The organism is Kitasatospora phosalacinea (assembly GCF_030268885.1).
GTDB classification, from domain to species: Bacteria; Actinomycetota; Actinomycetes; order Streptomycetales; family Streptomycetaceae; genus Kitasatospora; species Kitasatospora phosalacinea_C.
The window spans coordinates 86,754-108,926 of record NZ_BSSA01000001.1; the positions used below are offsets into that span (position 1 = coordinate 86,754).

Annotated in this window: 4 protein-coding genes; all 4 read left to right on the forward strand. The window is 74.5% G+C overall.

Going from position 1 to position 22,173, the window contains the following annotated elements:
- Positions 1–3 precede the first annotated feature (3 nt).
- The 4 genes from QSK52_RS00390 to QSK52_RS00405 all read left to right on the forward strand — a co-directional run bounded on the left by QSK52_RS00390 (position 4) and on the right by QSK52_RS00405 (position 22,057).
- The gene (locus tag QSK52_RS00390; RefSeq protein ID WP_285732164.1) at positions 4–15,093 is read left to right on the forward strand and encodes a toxin glutamine deamidase domain-containing protein; all 15,090 of its coding nucleotides are present in this window, start codon (positions 4–6) and stop codon (positions 15,091–15,093) included.
- Positions 15,094–15,285: 192 nt separating this feature from the next.
- The gene (locus QSK52_RS00395; protein WP_285732166.1) at positions 15,286–17,298 is read left to right on the forward strand and encodes a tetratricopeptide repeat protein; all 2,013 of its coding nucleotides are present in this window, start codon (positions 15,286–15,288) and stop codon (positions 17,296–17,298) included.
- 165 nt (positions 17,299–17,463) lie between these two features.
- Complete coding sequence (gene paaI, locus QSK52_RS00400; RefSeq protein WP_285732168.1) at positions 17,464–17,850, forward strand: hydroxyphenylacetyl-CoA thioesterase PaaI; 387 nt, start codon at positions 17,464–17,466, stop codon at positions 17,848–17,850.
- A gap of 160 nt (positions 17,851–18,010) precedes the next feature.
- The gene (locus QSK52_RS00405; protein WP_285732169.1) at positions 18,011–22,057 is read left to right on the forward strand and encodes a bifunctional nitrate reductase/sulfite reductase flavoprotein subunit alpha; all 4,047 of its coding nucleotides are present in this window, start codon (positions 18,011–18,013) and stop codon (positions 22,055–22,057) included.
- The last annotated feature ends 116 nt before the right edge of the window (positions 22,058–22,173 follow it).

Here is a 22,173-nt window from a genome sequence, read left to right on the forward strand (position 1 = left end):
CCCATGGCTGTCGAACTCCCGGAGCCGCTCCAGTGGGTCCTGCTGCTGCTCGCCGGAACCCGCTGGCCCGAAGCGGACGAGGACCAGCTCCGCGACATGGCCGAACGCTGCCGCAAGGCGGCCGAGGAGCTCAAGGACGCCACGCAGAGCGCCGATTCGACCATGAAGCGCGCCCTGGACGGCCAGAAGGGCAAGGCCGCCGAGGCCCTCGGCAAGTACTGGGAGGGGTATACGGTCGGCGGGGGCACCCCGGAGAAGCCCGGTCGGCTGACCGGCACGGTCAACTCGCTCAACGGCATGGGGGACATGCTGGAGCAGATGGCCAACTCCGCGGAGACCGCGAAGATCCAGATCATCGCCCAACTCGGCATCCTCGCCTTCGAGTTGGCTACGGCCGAAGCCGAGGCGCCGTTCACCGCGGGCGCCTCGCTGCTCCAGGTGCCGGTGATGATCGCGGCCAGCCGGACGGTCGTCTCGCAGCTGTTGAAGAAGCTGCTCAAGGAGACGCTCGAAATGGCGGCCAAGCAGGCCGCCCAGATGGGCGCGATCAACCTGCTCGCCCAGGGCATCGAGGTGGCCGAGGGCCACCGCAAGAGCATCGACATGAAGGAACTCGGCCAGAACGCCCTCGGCGGCGCGGTCGGCGGCGCCTCCGCCCACCTGATCGGCAAGGGCATCGGTGCGGCGGGCAAGAAGGTGGGCGCCGAGAGCGCGCTCAACTCGACCGTCGGGAAGATGGGCACGGGCGCGGTGGTCGGCGTCGGCGCGGACGTCTCGACCCAGCTCATCACCACCGGCCAGGTCGACGGCGGCTCCCTGCTCGGCTCCGGCCTGTCCGGCGGCGCGGGCGCGGGCCTGCACGCCGGAGCCTCGGCGCTCAAGAGCCACGGCGCCCCGCCGCCCGCCGCGGTCCCGAAGCTCGACCTCCCCGGCGGCGGCAGCGGCAGCGGTGCCGGGCACGACGGTCCGCCCGTCTTCACCAAGTCCACCTCCTCCTCCGGCGACAGCGCCTACCACGGTCCGACCGGGACGTCCTCCTCCACCGGAGGCAGCAGCAGCCGCGGCGGGATCACCGAGACCACCGGTACCGGCGCCGACCCGGGCACGGGCTCGGGCACCCGGGGCGAGAGCGGCACGGCTTCCGGCCCCGGACTCGGGACGGCCGCGGGCGCCTCCACCGGCCACTCCTCCGGGACGGGCGCCACGGGCGCCACGGGCGGGTCGAAGGTCAACGGCCTGGCACCGTTCGGCTCCGGCCACAGCAGCCCGGACACGCCCGCCCCCACCCCGCACGAGCAGACTTCCGCCACCACGCGCGGGACGGACGCACCCGCCCCCGCCCCGCACGAGCAAGCCTCCGCGAACATCCAGGACCGGACGGCACCGCACACCGAGCCGCAGGCGACCGCCCCGAAGGCCGAACCGGTGACGCCGCACCCCGAGACGACGACGGTCCAGCCGCACGAGACGACGACGGTTCAGCCGCACGAGACGGCCGCACCGCCTGCCGAGCACGTCGCCGCACAGCCCCACGAGACGCCCGCACCTCGGGTGGAGCCCGTTGCGGTTCAGCCGCACGAGACGGCCGCACCGCCTGCCGACCACGTCGCCGCACAGCCCCACGAGACCCTGGCGCCGCACCACGAGCAGGTTCTGCAGCCGCACGAGAGCGTGACGCCGCGTCCGGAGCCGGTGGCGGACCAGCCGCACGAGACCCCGGCTCCGCACCACGAGTCGCCTGCGCCGCAGTTGCACGAGTCGCCTGCGCCGCAGCCGCACGAGACCCCGGTGTCGCATCACGAGTCGCCTGCGCCGCAGCCGCACGAGACCCCGGTGTCGCACCACGAGTCGTCTGCGCCGCAGCCGCACGAGACCCCGGCTCCGCACCACGAGACCCCTGCGCCGCAGTTGCACGAGTCGCCGACTCCGCGCCACGAGTCGCCTGCGCCGCAGCCGCACGAGACGGTGGCTCCGCCCGCCGAGCACACTGCCGCCCAACCGCACGAGACGGCGGCTCCGCCCGCCGAGCACACCGCCGCCCAGTCGCACGGCGCGCCCGCCCCGCACCACGAGCCCGTGGCCGAGTCGCACGAGACGGCGGCTCCGCCCGCCGAGCACACCGCGGCCCAGCCGCACGGAACCCCCGCCCCGCACCAGGAGCCTGCGGCGCAGTCGCAGTCGCAGTCGCAGCCTGTCGGCTCCACGGCGGCGCAGCAGTCCGCGGTGCCGAACCTGTCCGGCGTGCTCGGCGGCGCCGCGAGCCTGGCCGGTGGCGGTGGCACCCACCTGGACGGTGGCAGCCGGGGGGCGTCCGCCCCCGCGCCGGTGCGTCCGGCCGGGCCGGAGCAGGTGCCCGGGCAGGTGGTTCCGGACGCGGTTCCGGACGTCACGTCGTCGTCGACCGTCACGCCGCCCCCGATGGCGGGTGGCGGGTACCTGCCCGGTGCGACGGCCGGTGGCGCGGGCGGTGCCGCTCGCGGGGGTGCCGGTGCGCCCGGCCGTCCGGCGGGCTTCGGGGCCGTTCCGCGACAGGACGGTCACCGGACGGGTCCGGTGACCGGTCCGGTCCGCACCGAGCCCGGTGGCAGCGGCATCCGTCCCGGCGAGGGCCGCGGGGACGGCACCGACCGGCCGTCGAGTCACGAGGAAGCGGGCGGCACCGACCGGCCGTCGGGCCACGAGGAGGTCGTGCCGCACGTCGAGCCGGAGCCGTTGCCGCCGGTGGGCACGCCGGAGCACGCGATCATGCACGACCCGGCGGCGTTCCTGGCGGACAACCTGCTCTCGGTGGACTTCGCCGAAGGCGTGAAGCAGCGGATGCCCGGGTTGAGGCCCGGGCAGGACATCGCGTTCCTCAACGCGATCAAGAGCAGCGACAAGCACTGGTTCGCGATGGAGCCGGACCCGGTCCCCGGCCGTGACGGCAAGCCCTCCTACCACCTGGTGCCCGCGTGGGAGAAGTACGCGGCGCACTTCGACCAGCACCCCGAGAGCTTCTCCGGGCTCAGCGAGTTCCCCAAGCCGGTCGGGGCCCAGCTGCCGCCGCCGAAGGACGACAGCCACTACGTGAAGGGCGCGTACGTCCCCTACGAGGCCAGCCTGCTCCCCGGCCCCGACCACACCATCGGCCATGCCGAGGTCCCGCTGCGTCCGCACCCGGACCTCCCGCGCGAGGGGCTGGTGTTCACCGACGCGATGAACGGCTGCGCGCTCGTGGCCACCGTCAAGCCCGGCGAGGACACGTTCACGGCGTGGCACTACCAGTCGTACTCCGCCGCGGAGAACCTGCAGGCCGGCGCCGAGTTCCGGCTCGGGAAGACGGTCACCCAGTGGGCGGGGTTGCACGACTACGCGGCGCCCCTGCCGCCGGGCTACACGCCGGCGGCGACCAACATGCTGCGCTACAACGGGCACGGCTGGGAGCTGGTCAGCCAGGAGACGCACACGAACATCCTGGACCCGCACCGTCGCCCGGAGCTCTCCAAGCAGTCGACCATCCCCTTCGAGGTCACCACGCAGACCCCGGAGAACCTGGTCAAGATGACGGTCGACCCGTACCACGCCAGGGCGAAGCAACAGCTCGGACAGTTCCAGGACGCGGCGCACCTCCTCACCAAGGGGCTGGACCCGCGGGACCCCTCCGTCCAGACGCTGAAGAGGTTCGTCAACGACATGAGCGGGCGGCTCGAAGCCCAGGAGCGCCTGGTCGCCGAGCTCCAGAAGCCCGGCAAGACCATGCAGGACGTCGCGACCACCGCAGCCGAGCTGCGGAGGATGGACGCGGAGAACCAGCAGCTCCTTAATGCCAGCGAAGCCCCCATCCGGCAGTTGGCGGAGCAGGCGCTGGCGGCCTACCCGAACCGGACCCCCGAGACCCTGCTGTCGGAGTTCCGCAAGACGGCCTGGATCGACGTGATGGTGCACGAGAGCACCGCCCGGCAGTCCCAGGAGGCCGAGCAGTCCGGCTCCGCCGCCGACCGGCACGCCGACACCCCGGGGCCTGTCCCCCCGCGACCGGAGGCGGTCCGGTCCGGCGACGACACCACGTCCGTGCCGCACCCCGCCGAGGGCAGCCGGTCGGGGACCGGCGCCCGGGACTTCGGCTCGCTCCCGTCGCGCCCGGCGCCCACGTCGCACGCGGCGCCCACGTCGCACGCGGCGCCCGCGCCGCACCCGGCGGCCCCGGCGGCCCCGGCGCCCACCGCGCACGGCACCGGTGCGCCCGAACACCAGCAGCCCCGTCCGGCGGACGCCACCGCGCCCGCCCGGGACACCCGGGACGCCCGGGCCGTCCCGGACCGGCGGAACGCGGACGGCGACACCGCGCCGTCGCACCCCGCCCCGTCGAACAGCCGCAAGCGCGGACGGGACGAGGACGAGGACGACCAGCCCGTCTCCGAGCACGAGCCGAAGCGGCGCCGGACGCCGTCGTACGAGAACAGCGACGCGGTCATGCAGGACCGCGGCTTCCGGGCCGTCGGCGCCCACGACCCGCTGACGCAGGACCTGGTGAGCCACCTCGGCGGCGAGGCGAAGGCGCACCCGCCGGTGAGCCCCGAACTGCTCGGGAAGGTGAACCCGCACGCCGCGCCCGTCCATCCCGGCGAGGGCTTCCGGGTCGGCGACGACCTGAACGCCTGCATGGAGAACGTGGAGGCGTACCGGGACACCCACTTCGGCCGTCCCCGGGTCGCCGGGCAGACGCTGCACGGGGACGTGGAACAGAACCCGGGCAGCACGCTGTGGAAGCGGCACGACGGTCCGGCGCTGTTCGGCGAGGGCGCCGCCGCGATCCCGAAGCTGATGGAGACGGTGCGGGACGGCGGGCCGGGCAGCTTCGCCACCGTGCTCGGCGCGGGCAGGGAGGGCACCGGCCACGTGGTCGCGCTGGTCCACGACCAGGACGGCCAACTGCGCTGGGCCGACCTGTCGGACCGAACGGTGACCCCCGCGACCGGCGGGCTGCCGGAGAACTTCCGCTCCGACTGGACGGTGTGGGCCTCCGTCGCCGACCCGCACGAGAACACCATCTCCGGGCCGCACGACCAGGAGTTCATGCAGACCTACTCCGGCTTCGGCCGCCCCGAGGAGCAGCCCCGTCCGGACGACGGCTTCGGCACGGTGACCGATCCCGGCGGGCAGGAGGGCGGCAGCAGCAACCCGCCCCGGGACGAGGCCGAGCTCCTCCAGCAGTACGACAACGAGGCCGCCTCGTCCGCCGACGGCTCGGTCAAGCTGAAGTGGGACGAGACCCGGAAGAACTGGGTCAGGTCCGAGGGACCGGCCGATCCGACCGGGTTCCTGACGTGGATGGGCGAGGGCTTCGCCCTCGCCAAGAAGCCCGCGGGCGACGTCGTGATCGACGTCGACCACCTGTCGCAGTCCGAACTCCACCAGTTCGCCGACACGCTGATCCGCAGGGACTACCCGCAGACCGCCACCAAGGTGCTGGAGCGGGCGCAGTGGCTGGACGAGCAGGCCCGGGCGGGCAACGGCCAGGGCGACCCGGCCAAGCACCTGCTGTCCACCGGCGACGAGATCGTCGGCCGGGGCGACGAACTGCGCGAGCGGCTCCAGCTGATGACCGATCCCCGGCGCTTCGAGGAGACCCACCCGACCCCCGAGGCGCGGCGCGCCTACGAGGAGGAGACGGTGCGGCGCGGCGAGGAGCTGGAACGCCTGCTCAAGGGCCGGGTCACGGGCGCCGCCGACCACGGCGGCCTCTACCAGCTGCGCAACGAGTACGGTCCGCTGACCGGCCTCTCCAGGACCCTGTCCGAGCCGCACCCCGCCGGCGGGGGCAGCCGCACCCCGCTGGCGCTCCGCCCGGACCTGATGGACCTGCTCCAGAACAGGGTCCGCGGGTTCCGCCGCGACCAGGCGTACGCCGACGTGCCCACCGGCACGCAGTGGGGGACCGTCCGGAACGAGATCAGGAACGGCGCCGGGGCCCCCAGGACGGACGACCCGCAGGCCCCCGGGGCCGAGAGCCCGAACACCCCGAAGCCCGAGGACGCGAAGAGGCTCACCCCCGAGGACCTGGCGAACCTCCCCGAGGACCTGTCGACCCTCTCCCCCGAGAAGCGGACCGACTTCGTCCGCGCCCTGTCGGAGCGCAACCTCGGCGACCTGCACGCCCAGGTCGACCCGCACCTGAGGGCCGACCCCGAGCTGAAGGAGCTCTACGACTCCCTCCAGGACCTGCCCTACCGGCTCAAGCACTCCACACCGGCCTACCACGCCATCGCGAACTCCGGCCTGCTCTCCTCCCAGGGCGACCTGAAGCGGCGCGACGCCAAGTTCATGGCCTCCGGGAAGAGCAGCGACAAGAACACCGGCAACCTCGGCAACGACGACTTCGCCTTCTTCCGGATGGAGGTCGGCGACGCCAAGATGGTCACCCGCTACGGCCCCACCACGATGGTGTTCGGCCCCGAGATCCTGCAGCACTACGACGGCTGGGTGTCCCTGCACGACCAGCTCGAACCGCTGGATCGCCAGGCCATGCGGGAGTTCAAGCCGGACGGGCAGGTCGTCCGCACCACCGAGTACGTCCAGGGCTCCACCACCACCGGCAGCAAGAGCAAGTGGGAACACACCTACCCGGCCGGCGGCGGGCGGCAGCGCGTCACCTTCGACCGGGAGGTCTTCCACGGCAAGGACGTCATCGAGGGCCTGGCCCTGTCGGTCGTCCAGGAGGTGCACCGGGCCGGTCCGCAGGCCAGGGAGCACGCGGTCGGGCTCAACCGGGAACTGACGGAGGCCAGGAACGCGCTCGACACCGCCCGCGGCACCGCCGACGAGAAGGACGCGAGGGAAAGGGTCGAAGCCGCCGAGAGGCAACTCGGCGGCCTGGTCTCCCAGCTCTACCGCCCCGAGGCCAAGTTCGGCTCCGGGCTCCCGATCGACGGACGTCCCGGCCCGGCGGCCGTTCCCGGTGGCGAGAGCCGCCCGCCGTTCCGCCCGATCACGGTCCACAACCCGGACGGCGACGGCCGCTACCACGGCGACGGCACCCTCGACCCGCTCGCGTTCGCCGCCGCCCGCCACTCCGACAAGGTCGACGACGGGGTGCGCGAGGGCAACAAGGACCAGGACAAGCCCGAGACCAGGACGAGGCTCGACGACAGGCTGCGCCACTACGGCCGTGCCGTCCGCGCCGCCCAGAAGTCCGTCCACCACACCGAGGAGTTCGTCCGCCGGACCGAGGCCGAGGTCCAGCGCCTCCAGCAGGACCCCGCCCCCGGCCCCGACCACCGGAACCGGGTGGCCGCCGCCGAGCAGCGCGCCGAGCAGGCCCGCACGATGCTGGAGGAGCGCCGCGCCAAGGAGCGCGAGGTCACCGAGCGCAACGAGCAACTCCGGGTGCGTAAGGCCGAGTTGGACGCGGAGTACCAACGGGAGGAGGATGCGCAGGCGCAGCAACGCCAGGACGAGAAGGAGAAGCGGCAGCACCAGGCCAAGGAGAAGCGGCAGCGCCAGCAGGAGAGCAAGGCCCGCCGACAGGACAGGCTGGGGGGCCGCGGCGACGCGAACACCGGCACGCCGGGCACCGGCACCGGGGCCAACCCGCCGAAGGTGTCCAAGGCCCAGCAGGCCGAGGAGTACATGAGCCACTTCCGGGGCAACGAGGCGCCGACCCTCTCCGCCCCGCTGGCCGGACACGACGAGGCGAGCATCCGTCGGAGCGTGCTGGAACTGCACGACCGCCGCACGCCCGAGGACGCCGACGCCTTCGGCAAGCACTTGATCACCTGGATCGGCGTCAACCGGCAGGGCCCGCTCGCCGGTCTGGACAAGCAGGCCCTCGACCAGGTGATCAAGAACCTGGCGAAGCCGGGGAGCACGGGCCTGGACACGCCCGGCGAGTTCCGTGACGCCTACCTCACGGCGCTGGCGAAGAACCTCGACCGCGACGTGGTGATCACCCGGGGCGGGAACGAGGTGAACCGCTACCCCGGCACCGGGGAAGGCGGTCCGGTGCGCGAACTCCGGCTGGAGGAGCCGCACCAGGGGCCCCGCCCGGAGGACGACGGCTCCGGCCCGCAGCCCGCCGCCCCCACCGACGGCGGCCCGCTCGGCGGCAACGGCGGCAGCCGCGCCGTCGGCGGCACCACCAACGGCGGCGAGCAGCCCGGCGGCACCACCAACGGCGGCGAGCAGCCCGGCGGCACCACGACCCGCCCCCGGGCGGCCTCGGCCCCGCCGGAACTCGGCTCCCAGTTCGGGCCGGTCCGCGGGCAGCGGTCGCCGTCCCCCGAGACGGCGCAGGCCAAGGACGCGGTCGAGGACACCGTCGAGGTCAAGGCTGAGGTGAAGCCAGAGGCGAAGCCCGGGGTGAAGTCCGAGGCCGAGGTGAAGCCAGAGGCGAAGCCCGGGGTGAAGTCCGAGGCCGAGGGCACCGCCGAGGTGAAGCCCGAGGACGTCATCGAGCCGCCCGCGCAGCGGGCCGAACCGCCGCTCGACACCACGGTGTTCCCGCCGGCCGGGCCGCTGGTGAGGGTCTCGGCGGACGGCCTCTGCCTGTTGCACTCGCTCGCCGTCGGCCTTCCCGAAGCGGCGGGCAAGAGCGGTGCGGCCCAGCGGCTCCGGGCAGTGGTCGAGGACCACTTCGACACACTGGCCCCCGAGCAGTGGCCGACCGAGGTCGTCACCAACTACCGCCACGACTTCGTCGCCCGGGGCGAGGCGACCGAGCAGCAGCTGCTCGAGTACCTCCCCGTCGCCGACCGCGACGGGTTCCGGGGGCTGCCGATCGCCGACCTGCGGGAGATCGTCGGCCACCACCTCACCGAGAACGCCCCGCCCCCGTTCCCGCACGAGCGTCAGGCGCTGCTCGACACCGTCCGGGGCTGGGAGTCCCGTTGGCGGACCGACGCGGGCGAGATGCTGCCCGCCGCGGCGGCCCACGCCCTCGACCTCCGGCTGCGCGTCCTCGACCACGACGGTGTCACCCTGGCGGTCTTCGGCCCCCGGGACGGCCGACAGGTGACGGTGTACCGGCAGGGCGACCACTACGACGGCAGCGTCCCGCCGTCGTCCCCGGACAACACCCGCGTACCGCCCGCCGAGGAACCGGCGACCACGCCCACGACCACGCCCGAGCCGAAGCCCGCGTCGGAGCAGAAGCCGGAGCTGAAGCCGGAGCTGAAGCCGGAGCTGAAGCCGGAGCTGAAGCCTGCGTCGGAGCAACAGCCCGAGCTGAAGCCGGAGCTGAAGCCAGAACAGCAGCCCGCATCGGAGCCGAAGCCCGAGCCGAAGCCAGAACAGCAGCCCGCGCCGGAGGCGAAGGAGCAGCGGGAGCAGCAACCCCCTCAGGAACAGCCGAAGCCGCTCGTCGCTGAGGCGGAGAAGGAGGTCCCGCCGCCGGCGGCTCCCGAGGTGCCGGCGGCGAGCGCGGGGGACGGGGCGCCCCGGCCGATTGCCGGGACGGACCTGGTGGTCGGGCTGACCGAGCACGAGACGGCCGTCCGGAAGAAGGTCATCGACGTGCTGGCGCGGGCCGTACCGGGTGACCGGGCGGCGGCCCGGGCGTTCGCGGACGCGAACTTCGGCCCGGCGACGCTGCGTCCGATGCTCGGTGCGCTCTCGCGGGGCGAGGAGTGGACGGCCTCGTTCGAGGGCAACGGCTGGAGCGGCAGCGTCACACTGCGCGGCCGGGTCACCGAGTCGACGCACGTGGGCCGGAAGAAGATCGAGTTCGAGGACGGCGCCGACCGCACCGTGGCGATCGGCACCAACCGGGACGCGGGCTGGCAGTTCAACATCGGTGCCCAGACCAGGCAGGCGCGCGGCATCGGTGAGCCGCAGGAACTCGTCGCCTACTACCACGACCGCGGTCAGGCCGAGGTCTCCATGGACCTCGGCGGCACGGTGGCACGGTCGAAGACCAACGAGGAAGCCGACCTGTTCCGGTCGACGATGCGACTGGAACTCGACTTCAACGGCCTGAGCCACCACGGCACTCCGGTGGGCAACGCGTCCGGCGGGCGCACCGAGACGGTGGACCTCGGCCTGACGGTCGCGGTCCCGCAGCGTCCGGCGATCACGCCCAGCAGCGAGCAGCGGATCCCTCCGCAGCGGCTGCGGGACGGCCGGGTCGGCGGTCAGGAGATCGTGCTCGACCTCGCGCCGCGCGGCGCGTCGCACGACCGTCCGCCGGTGGAGGCACTGCTCGACAGGGCGGAGGACGCGGCCAGGGCGGAGTTCGGCGACGACTGGCCCGCCATGCGCGACAAGGTCCTCGCCGAGGTCGACCTCGCCCGTCTCCAGCGCGACCTGAAGAGCATGACGGCGGGTGAGCCGGTCTCCGTCACGCTGACCGACCGGCGCGGGAACCCGCTCGGTACGGTCGAGATCACCGCGCGGGTCGGCGAGTTGACGCAGGTCGGCACCACCAAGGAGTCCGAGTTCAACATCGGCACCAGCGTGCAGCAGGTGCGCAGCACGTCCTCTAACAGCGGTCACGCGGCCCAGCTGGGGTTCTCGTCCGTGGTCAAGCCTGACGCCGCCCTGGTCACTCCGCCGGGCGTCGCCGGACGACTCGGCCGCGACACCGTCTCGATCACCGGCGAGGCCAGGACCTCGCAGCTGACCAGCAAGTCCAAGGTGCCCGGCGTCGTCTACGATGCCCCTGTCCACTTCGACCTGTCGTTCAACGGCAAGGCCGTCGCGAGCGGTGCGGGCACGGCGGACGTCCGGCTGCTGGTCGACCGCGCGGACACGTCACCCGATCCGACGAAGCCCGATCCGGCCACGACTGCGCCGAAGGACGGAACGGCGCCGAAGGACGGGACGGCTCCCGGACCCGAGGGGACCGCCCCGAAGGCGGAAGGTTCCGCCGAGCCGCAGCTGCACGAGGTCGTCAGCCCGCCCGCCAGCGTCTGGCGCGGCGGCGACGACAGGGGCGGCCTGGGCGAGACCGTCGTCGTCCGCGACCTGGAGAGCACGAAGGCGCTGCGCGCGGCGGTGGACACCGCCGGGCGGGCGAAGTTCGGCAAGGACTGGGACGGCGTCCGAGACCAGGTCATGCGCGGGTTCAGCCTGCCGAACCTGTCCGCCCGGCTGACCGGGATGACCCGCGGTGAGCCCCTGGAGATCAAGGTTCCGGGCAAGGACTCGCTGGTCGTCACCGCCGTCGCCAGGGTCGAGACGATGACCTACCGCCGGGAGGACGGGAAGGCCGAACTCAACACGGTGAACGAGACCGGTTCGTTCCGCCTGGACCGCCGGCTGGGGGCGCGCACCACCGCCGAGCAGGGCTACGTCGGCGGCACGCCGGTCAAGGGCGCGCCGGGCCTGGACCTGACCGCCAACGCGTCCGCCGAGCAGCGCCGGCGCTCCGGCGGGCAGGGGCGGCAGGCCGACCGGGTGTACGCCAGCGGCAAGTACAGCGCGCCGCAGGTCATCTACGGCACCGAACTGGTGGTGGACGTCCACATCGGACGCCCCGGCGAGGTGAGCGGCGGTCGGCCCGTCGCGTCGGTGCCGGTCCGTGCCGAGGTGGGCATGGACGCCCGGGACACCGTCAAGGTCCGGGCGCCCCGCACCGAGGACGGCGTGATCGACTTCAAGCGTCCCGCGGCGGACCCGACCACCGGCACCGGCACCGCGCCGAAGCCGGGCACGACCGACGGCGCCGCGCCGAAGCCGGTCCCGACCCACCGTGCACCGAGCCGGATGCGCGTGCAGCAGGAGCTGAACGCGTCCTACGTGGTGCACAGCCTGAGCGGTGCCGACAAGGTCCGTTCGGAGGTGGAGGACGTGCTGCGCTCGAAGCACGACGGGCTGTCGGACGAGGTGCAGCAGCGGATCGACGCGAGCTTCGACCGGGTCGCGCTCAAGACCCAGCTCTCCCAGCTCACCCGCGGCGGGAAGATCACCCAGACCGTCTCCGGCAGGACCTGGTCGGCCGAGATCACCGTCCGGGCCCGGCTGGGCGAGTCCACGTACCACTCCCAGGCGGACAAGTACGAGTTCGAGTCGGGCACCCGGACGTCGAGCGGCCAGGGCAACCTGCACGACGCTCGCGACCGGCTGACCGGCGGCGGCCGGGCCAACGTCAGGGCGCCGTTCGTCAGCGTCCCGACCGGCTACGGGTACCGGGTGGAGCGCACCTACGGCCAGGTGACGGAGACGATCGGTTCGGTCTCGAACCGCGGCAAGCACGTCGAGAAGGCCGTGTTCTTCGACGTCGACGCGGCCTACGACGTCGAGGTCAGGTTCACGCAGCTGGGCGTGGACCAGGGGACCGTCACCCGGCAGGTGGACACGGTGGCGCGGGTGGCCGTTCCGGAGCGCGACGCCGAGCCGGTGGAGGGCCGGGCCCCGCGGGTCACGACGAAGCAGCCGAAGAGCTTCGTGGAGCACAGGCGGCTGGACTCGTCGGCGGTCGTCACCGACGTCCACACCGTGGACGGCGCCGCGAACGGCGCCGCGAAGGGCTCCGGCGGGACGGAGCCGGGCCCCGGTCGGTCCCTCGGCGAGTCGATCCTGTCCCAGGTGGAGTCGGGCTGGAGGCCCGGCTGCCTGCGGCTGCCCCGGCTCGGGCGGCCGGGGAGGTCCGGACTGGAGCGCAACCCGTTCGGCAGCGACTGGGCGGGCGTCCGCCGCGAGCTGGAAGCGGAACTCACCCCGGACAAGCTCCAGTCCAGGCTCAAGGCCATGACGGCCGGTGACGAGATCGTGGTGCGGTCGGGGCGGACCACCGTCCGGGTCCGCGCCGTCCTCCGCGACGGGTTGGAGCACCTGGGCGACTCGGGCACCACCGAGTTCAACGCCGGGACCGACGTGCAGCGGAACTTCGCCACCACCGAGGGCACCGGCACCACCCACCAGGGCGTGCTCGGGGCGGTGGCCTCCGTCCCGCTGCCGCAGGCACCGGCCGTCTCGGTGACGGGCGGCGTGATCGGCACCGGAGGGCACGGCCACCAGCAGGTGGACACCCGGACCCGGAGCACCGCGGCCGGTGCGGCCACCAAGACCAAGACGGACGGCAGCGCCTACCGGGGCGAGGCGGAACTCCAGTTCACGATCGTCCGCAAGCCGTGGGGCGGTACCCAGGTCCACCAGCAGCGCACCGCGGTGATCGGCTACGAGACCATCGTCGAGTCCGGTGAGACCGTGCCGGTCACGCCGGAGCCCGCCGACGCCACCGCCACCGGTGGGCGGCCCGGAACCGGGGCGGCCGAGGGACCGGCCGTCGACCGGCAGCGGCCCGCGACCGAGCCGACCGAGGCGACCGAGGCGACCGAGCCGACCAAGGCGACGGAGCCCACCGAGGCGACGGACGCGACCCCCGCTGACGGGCAGCCGGAGACCGTCTCGCTCCAGCCGCCCGCGCCGGAGACCGTCCGGGTCCCGCCGGAGCGGATCTGGCGGACCGGCCTGCGCGACACCGACATCCTGCGCTGGCTCGGCGACGTCGGCGGCGTCCAGGACCTGGTGCGGTTGCGCGGACCGCAGTACTTCGGCGCGTCGGCCTGGCAGAAGATGGCACCCGAGGTCGGGAAGATCACCACGCACAGCCACCTCTCGGCGCTGTTCGGCAGCGCGACCCAGGGCGCGGAGGTGGCGGCCACGGTCCCGTCCGACAAGGTCCTGTTCGGCGGCGGGAAGGGGGTGGAGATCGGGGTGAAGGTCGTCTCCCTGGAGAGCCGGTCGAGCGACAAGGCCGACGTGGCCCCGGCCAACACGCTCTCCTCCGGCGGCGTGCGGTACGACTTCTCGGCGAACAACGCGGGGGCCCAGGGCCAGGTCGGTGCCAGGATCACCGGGGACCCGACCTCCAACAGCCCCTCGCTCGTCGGCGGGGCGACCAGGTTCTGGCGGGACGGCGACGGGCACGGCGATGCGGGCCAGGTGATCTCCAACGCCAAGTACTCCGACGACATGGCGCGTTACACCGGCCACGCCGAGGTCGAGGTGACGTTCTTCAACGGGGACAGGGAACGGGTCACCGAGAAGGGCGTCGTGCCCTTCACCGTCGAGATCCCCACCGCGGAGACCACGGCGAAGGAGGTGCCGGGCGACCACTACCTGGCGTTCACCCCGGAGCAGCAGGGCGGCGAGACGCGCTTCGCCGAGGGGGCCTGGCGGCTCGCCGAGGTCGAGCGGGCGCTGACGCCGGACGAGGGCGAGCCGCCGACCGGTGGCGTCCCGTCCGTCCCGTCCGCGGCCGACCCCACCCCGGCCCGGTACGAGCAGCTGATGGGCACCGTGCGGCTCGGGCGGGCGTTCGCCAACGGGGAGTTCACCGCGAGCACCGACGCCGGCGTCGCCCGCATCAAGGCGGCCCACCGGCTGGTCGAGCTGGGCGGCGGCACCACGTCCGGCACCTCCGACCTGCTCGGGAGGCTGCTCCACGCGCCCGGCAAGGACCTGCTGGAGGCGGGGGAGGTGCGCAAGGTGGTCGAGTACGCGGCGCGGAAGGGCGCCGGGGCGCCGGTCACCCTGGACGACCTGGTGGCCGGGGCGCGGGACGACTGGCCCGTGCACGAGCCGCACGAGGTGCACCGCAGCGGGTGGACCGACACGGGCCCGGCCAGCGAACTGGTCACCGCCGCGATGGCCACCGCCGCCGACGCCGTCGCGCCGCTGCTCCCGGCCGGGGCGCCCGGCCCCGAGCGGCTGCACCTGACCGTCAGCGGCGAGGGCCCCGGCCTGCCGCTGCACCGGAAGTTCGACCTCGACGACGACCCGGCGAACCGGATCAGGAGGATCGAGGAGGACACCTACCTGGGGCCGGGCAACCGGCCGAGCGAGGTCACCGTCAGGCTGGCCGGGAAACCGGGGTCCGGCCAGGAGTGGGACTACCTGGTCACCGCCCGCGCCGACCGCAGCCGCGAACTGGTCCTGCGCCACCACGCGCCGGTGGAGGCCGCGGCGGCCCCGGACGACGCGCAGCGGCCGGAGGGCCGGCAGTCGGCGGGCGGCCGGCCCCTGGCGGGCGGCCAGCAGTCGGTGGACGGCCAGCAGCCGGTGAGCGGCGGGGAGGCCGCGGAGGCGGCCCGCAGCGCCGCCGCCGCGGCCCGGACCGCCGCGCTGCAGACCTTCGTGGCGGGCCTGACCGGCACCCCGGCGGCGTCCGGCTGAGCCCGCCGCAACGGGACGGCCGCAACGGGACGGCCGCAACAGGACGGCCGCCGGGACCGGGTCGCGGTCCGGGCGGCCGTCCCGGCGTGCCCGGGCCCGGCGGGTTTACCGGTTCAGGGCCCCGACGGCACGCACCGGATAACGGCCGGATAACCTCCCTCACCGGACGAGACATCACGTGGGGGGTACACGGTGGAATTCCGGCTGCCGGGCGCAGTCGCGGCGGACGGCGCACTCCAGCTCGGGCCGGAGGAGCGGCGCAGCCCGCTCGCCCTGCTCCCGCTGCCCGGCGCCCCGCGCGGCTTCTACGGCCGGGAGGCCGAACTGGCCGCCTTGGGAGCGGCGTTGGGGACCGGGGCGGCCGGAGCGGGCGGGGCGGTCGCGTTGGCCACCGGGCCCGCGGGGGTCGGCAGGACCGCGCTCGCGCTGGAGTGGGTGCACCGGTACGGCGGGGGTTTCCCCGACGGGGTGCTGTTCGTCGACCTCGGTGGGGACGGTGACCGTCCGGACCGCGAACTCGCCGATGTGCTGGCCGAGTTCCTGGCCGCCCTGGGAACCGACCCGGCGGACCTGCCGCCGACCCCGGCCGCTCGGGCCGCGCTCTACCGGCGGGCGACCGCCGGCCGTCGGCTGCTCGTGGTGGTCGACAACGCCGGTGCGTCCGAGCAGGTCCGTCCGTTGCTGCCGGCCGGGGCCGGTTCGGCCGCGTTGGTCACCAGCGGGCGCCGGTTGCGCGGCCTGGTCGCCGCCGAGTCGGCCCGTCCCGTCCCGCTGGCGGGGCTGGGGCCGGAGGAGTCGGCGGCGCTGCTGTCCCGCGTCCTGGGTCCGGCCCGGGTCGCCGCCGAGCCGGAGGCCGTCCGCGCACTCGCCGACCTGTGCGACGGGTTGCCGCTGGCGCTGCGGATCGTCGCCGCGGGGATCGCCGCCGACCCGGGCCGCGGCCTGGCCGCCGTCGCCGGGCACCTGCGGGACGAGCAGCGCCGGTTGGTCCGGCTGGCGGCCGAGGAGATCAGCGTGACAGGCGCCCTGCGGATCTCCCACGGCCAACTCCCGCCCACCGCAGCCCGGTTGCTGTGCGCCCTCGGCCTGCACCCCGGCCGGACGGTCGACCCGTACACCGCCGGGGCCCTCGCCGACCTCGAACACCGGGACGCCGTACGGGCGTTGGAGCAGCTCGCGGCCGCCCAGCTGGTCACCGCGACCGGCGCCGGGCAGTACGTCCTGCACGACCTGGTCCGGCGGTACGCCCGCCGACTCGCCGCCGGGACCGGCCGGGTCGAGCAGCGCGCGGCCCGGGCCCGGCTCGCCGACCAGTACCTGTACGCGGGCCTGGCCGCCGCGCAGTGCGCCGAACCCGGCAGCAGGCCCTGCTGCGAGCCGCCCGCGAGCAGCCGCCGCCCGCGCGCCGTCCCCGGGTTCGGGACCGCCGAGGAGGCCCTGCAGTGGTTCGGCGCGCACCGCGAGACGCTCGCCGAGGTGACCGCCACCGCCGACCCCGACCGCGCCTGGCGGCTGGTGCTCGTCCAGTGGCCGCTGATCCTGCGCCGGGTCCGCGACGGCTGGGTGCCGCAGCTCCGGCTCGCCCTGGAGGCGGCGGTGGAGAGCGGCCACCCGGACGGCGAGGGCCGGGTGCGGGCGCTGCTCGGCCGGGTCCTGGTCGTCGGCCGCCGCCTGCACGAGGCCGCGGCCTGCCTCGCCCCGGCGGTCGAGCTCGCCGCCCGGGCGGGCGACCAGGTCGGCCGGGCCGTCGCGCTGGTCAACCTGGCGGCCGTCCACACCGAGCTGGCCGAGCACGCCGCCGCCGGGGCGGGCCTCGACCGGGCCCTGGAGGTCGCGCTGGCCGCCGGCCACCCGCCCGCCGTCGTGCTCGCCCGTCGGCACCTGGCCGGCCACCACCTGGCCGCCGGGCGCCCCCGGCAGGCCCTCGACCACGCCCTGCACGGCCTCGCGCTGAGCGTCGGCGAGGGCCCCGACCCGCGTCGCGTCCTGCTGAACGCCGCCGCGGGCGAGGCCCTCTCCGGGCTCGGCCGCCACCCCGAGGCCAGGGAGCGGTTCGGCGCGGCCCTCACCGAGGCCGAACGGATCGGCCGCGACGAGTCCACCGCGGACGTCCTGCGCGCCCTGGCCCGCGCCGAGGACGCCGCCGGGCGGGCCCGCTCCGCCGCCGCCCACCGCCGCCGGGCCGACCTGCTCTCCCCGCCCTGAGGCCCCCGCCCCCGGCCCGCGCCCCGGGCGGACCGGGCGGCGGCACCGGGGCGGCGGCACCGGGGAGGCCGCATTGACATGCTGTCAGCAGCTGGGTCTAATGCTGTCTCCGTTGAACGCGCAGCTCACCGGGGGGCCGTTGTGGGACGTTCCAGGATCGACGCCATGTTCGAACGCGACCGGGCCGCCGCCGGGGCGGGCATCGTGCTCGACGAGGTGTCCGGCGGCCGCGCGGTGGCGCGGATGAAGGTCACCGAGGAGATGGCCAACGCGCACGGGATCGGCCACGGCGGGTACGTGTTCCTGCTCGCCGACGTCGCGTTCTCGTACGCCTGCAACAGCTACGGCCCGATCGCGCTCGCCCAGGGCGCGCAGATCACCTTCCTGGCCCCGGCGCAGCTCGGCGACGAGCTGGTGGCGGAGGCCGCCGAGCGGACCCTGGCGGGGCGGCAGGGCGTCTACGACGTGACGGTGCGGACGGCCGCGGGCGCGGTGGTCGCCGAGTTCCGCGGACAGAGCGTGCTGGTCGCCGGGGTGCCGCACAGCAGCTGAGCCCGCCCGCGGCCGCCGCCGCGGTGCCGGTGCCCCTCACCGGAGGGGCCGCCCCGCTGTGCGGTCGGCGTAACCGCCGACCGTCCGCCGCGGAGACAGCCGCGAAATGCGCTCTTCCTACAGTCGCCACAGGCAGGGCAGGTCGATCGGAAGGGTTCCCGTGGCCGGACAGGTGGCGCAGGACGCAGCGAAGCCGCAGCGACCGGGGACCGAACAGGTCAGGTCGGTCTGCTCCTACTGCGGGGTGGGCTGCGGCCTGCTCCTGGACGTCGGCACCGGACCGGACGGCCGCCGCACCGTGCTGCGGGCCTCCGGCGACCCGGAGCACCCGGCCAACCGCGGCCGGCTCTGCACCAAGGGCGCGACCACCGCCGACATGCTGGCCGCCCCCGGCCGGCTGTCCACCGCGCTGGTGCGCACCGTCCGCGGCGAGGACCCGGTGCCGACGCCGGTCGCCGAGGCGATCGCCGCCACCGGCCGCCGACTGCGGGCGATCGTGGACGAGCACGGCCCGGACGCGCTCGCGCTGTACGTGTCCGGGCAGATGAGCCTGGAGGCCCAGTACCTGGCCAACAAGCTCGCCAAGGGGTACGTCCGGACCAACCAGATCGAGTCCAACTCCCGCCTGTGCATGGCCAGCGCCGGGACCGGCTACAAGCTGTCGCTGGGCGCGGACGGCCCGCCCGGCTCCTACCGGGACCTCGACCTGGCGGACGTGTTCCTGGTGATCGGCTCCAACGCCGCCGACTGCCACCCGATCCTGTTCCTGCGGATGATGGACCGGGTCAAGGCGGGCGCCAAGCTGATCGTGGTCGACCCGCGGCGCACCGCCACCGCCGCCAAGGCCGACCTGTTCCTGCAGCTGCGCCCCGGCACCGACCTGGCCCTGCTGAACGGCCTGCTGCACCTGCTGCACGCGAACGGGCAGCTCGACGAGGCGTTCATCGAGCGGCACACCGAGGGCTGGGCGGCGATGCCGGACCTCCTCGCCGACTACCCGCCGGACAGGGTCGCCGCGATCACCGGCCTGGCCGAGGCCGACATCCGCCGGGCCGCCGAACTCATCGGCGAGGCGGGGGAGTTCACCAGCCTGTGGACGATGGGGCTGAACCAGTCCACCCACGGCACCTGGAACACCAACGCCCTGGTCAACCTGCACCTGGCCACCGGCACCATCTGCCGCCCCGGCAGCGGCCCGTTCTCGCTGACCGGCCAGCCCAACGCGATGGGCGGCCGCGAGATGGGCTACATGGGGCCCGGCCTGCCCGGCCAGCGCTCCGTGCTCGCCCCCGCCGACCGGGAGTTCACCGAGCAGCTGTGGAACCTGCCGCCCGGGACGCTGCGCGCCGACGGCGTCGGCCAGGGCACCGTCGAGATGTTCCGCAAGATGGCCGACGGGGAGATCAAGGCCTGCTGGATCATCTGCACCAACCCGGTGGCCTCGGTCGGCAACCGGCGCACCGTCATCGAGGGTCTGGAGCGGGCCGAACTCGTCGTCACCCAGGACGTGTTCGCCGACACCGAGACCAACGCCTACGCCGACGTGGTGCTGCCCGCCGCGATGTGGACCGAGACCGAGGGCGTGCTGGTCAACAGCGAGCGCAACCTCACCCTGGCCCGCCCCGCCGCCGACGCCCCCGGCGAAGCCCTCCCCGACTGGCGGATCATCGCCGAGGTCGCCCGCGCCATGGGGTACGCCGAGGGCTTCGAATTCACCGACGCCGAACAGGTCTTCGAGGAGCTCAAGCGGGCGTACAACCCGGTCACCGGCTGGGACCTGCGCGGCGCCTCCTACCCGCGGCTGCGCGACACCCCCGTGCAGTGGCCCGCCGCCGACCCGGACGGGCCGGACCGCAACCCGATCCGCTACCTGCTCCCCGACGGAACCCCGCACTTCCCCACCCCCAGCGGCCGGGCCGCCTTCCACCCCCGGCCGCACCTCGACCCGGCCGAACTCCCGGACGACGACTACCCGTTCGTCCTGAACACCGGCCGCCTCCCGCACCAGTGGCACACCCTGACCAAGACCGCCAAGGTCGCCAAGCTGGCCAAGCTGAACCCGTCGCCGTTCGTCGAGATCCATCCCGAGGACGCCGCCGCGCTCGGCATCGGCGAGGGCGAGAGCGTCGAGGTCGCCTCCCGGCGCGGCCGGGCCGTGCTGCCCGCCAAGGTCACCGACCGCGTGCAGCGCGGGAGTTGCTTCGCGCCGTTCCACTGGAACGACCTGTTCGGCGAGTACCTGTCGGTCAACGCCGTCACCTCCGACGCCGTCGACCCGCTCTCCTTCCAGCCCGAACTCAAGTACTGCGCCGTCTCGTTGGCGAAGGTCCCGACGCCCTCGCCGGTGCCCGTCGCGGCCGCCGCCCCCACCACCGCCTCGGTGTTCGGGCTGGACGCCGCACCCCCGCCGGTCCTCTCCGAGGGCGAACGCCGGTACCTGGCCGGGTTCCTGGCCGCCATCCCGACCGGCCTGCCCGGCGTCCCCGTGCTCCCGGCCGACGCCCCGTTCGACCCCGCGCACGCCCAGTGGGTCAACGGCGCCCTGGCGGGCCTGTACTCGCGGGCCCCCGAACCCGCCCCGGCCGCCGCCACCCCCACCCGCCAGATCCTCGTCCTGTGGGCCTCGCAGACCGGCACCGCCGAGGAGTACGCCGCCGCCGCCGTCGCCCGGCTCACCGCGGGCGGCCACCCCGCCGCCCTGCGCGCGATGGCCGACACCGACCCGGCCGCCCTGCCCGGTGACGCGGACCTGCTGCTGATCACCTCCACCTACGGCGACGGCGACGCCCCCGACAACGGCGCCGGGTTCTGGGACGCCCTCACCGCCGCCGACCCCGCCCGCCTCGACGGCCGGCGCTACGCCGTCCTCGCCTTCGGCGACTCCCACTACCAGGACTTCTGCGGCCACGGCCGCCGCCTCGACACCCGCCTCGCCGAACTCGGCGCCCACCGGCTCGCCCCCCGCGCGGACTGCGAACCCGACTACGAGAGCACCGCGGACAGCTGGCTGGAGAGCGTCCTGGCCGCCCTCGGCCAGGGGGCCGCCCCCGCCGCCCCGGCCCCCCTCCCGGCTCCCGCCGCCCCGCGCCGCACCACCACCCCCGCCCGGCTGGTCGGCAACCGGCTGCTCTCCGGCGCCGGTTCGGGCAAGGAGGTCCGCCGCTTCACCTTCGACACCGGCGAACTCGGCCTCCCGCTCGACTACTCCGTCGGCGACGCGCTCGCCGTCCACCCGGTCAACTCGCCCGCCCTGGTGGACGAGTGGCTCTCCGTCACCGGCCTGTCCGGCGACAGCGCCGTCACCCTCCCCGGCCACGGCGACCTGCCGCTGCGCGAGGCGCTCACCCGGCACCTCGACATCACCGGGGTCAGCCCCAAACTGCTCCGCTTCACCGCCGAACGCACCCGCGACGACCGCGAGTTGCGCGCCCTGCTGCGCGCCGACAACACCGACGCGCTGGCCCGCTGGACGTGGGGCCGCCAAGCCGTCGACGTGGCGGCCGAGTTCGCCGTCCGGGCCACCGCCCAGGAGTGGGCCGAGGTGTTCGGCAAGCTCCAGCCCCGCCAGTACTCGATCTGCTCCAGCCCGCTCACCGACCCCCGGCTGATCTCGCTCACCGTCTCCGTGGTCCGCTGGGACAACCTGAAGGGCCACCCGCGCGGCGGCGTCTGCTCCACCCACCTCGCCGACGCCGAACCCGGCGCCACCGTCCCCGTCCACCTCCAGCGCTCCCCGCACTTCCGCCCGCCCGCCGACCCCGCCACCCCCATGATCATGGTCGGCCCCGGCACCGGCGTCGCCCCCTTCCTCGGCTTCCTGGAGGACCGCCGCGCCCGCGGCCACCGCGCCCCCAACTGGCTCTTCTTCGGCGAACAGCACCAGGCCACCGACTTCTACTACCGCGAGGAGCTCACCACCCACCTCGCCGAGGGCACCCTCACCCGCCTCGACACCGCCTTCTCCCGCGACCAGCGCGCCAAGGTCTACGTCCAGGACCGGATGCGCGAACACGGCCACCACCTGTGGTCCTGGCTCCAGGACGGCGCCCACTTCTACGTCTGCGGCGACGCCTCCCGGATGGCCAAGGACGTCGACCGCGCCCTGCACGACATCGCCACCACCCACGGCAACCTCACCCCCGCCGACGCCGCCGCCTACGTCAAGTCACTGGCCGCCGAGAAGCGCTACGTCCGCGACGTGTACTGACCGGGCTCGGCGGCAGTCGTTTGAACGCGTTCAGCCCCGGCTATTTGAACGCGTTCAGTGGTGCGGTAGCGTACGGGTCGGGCGCCACCGGACCGTGGCGTTCCTCCTGGTACGCC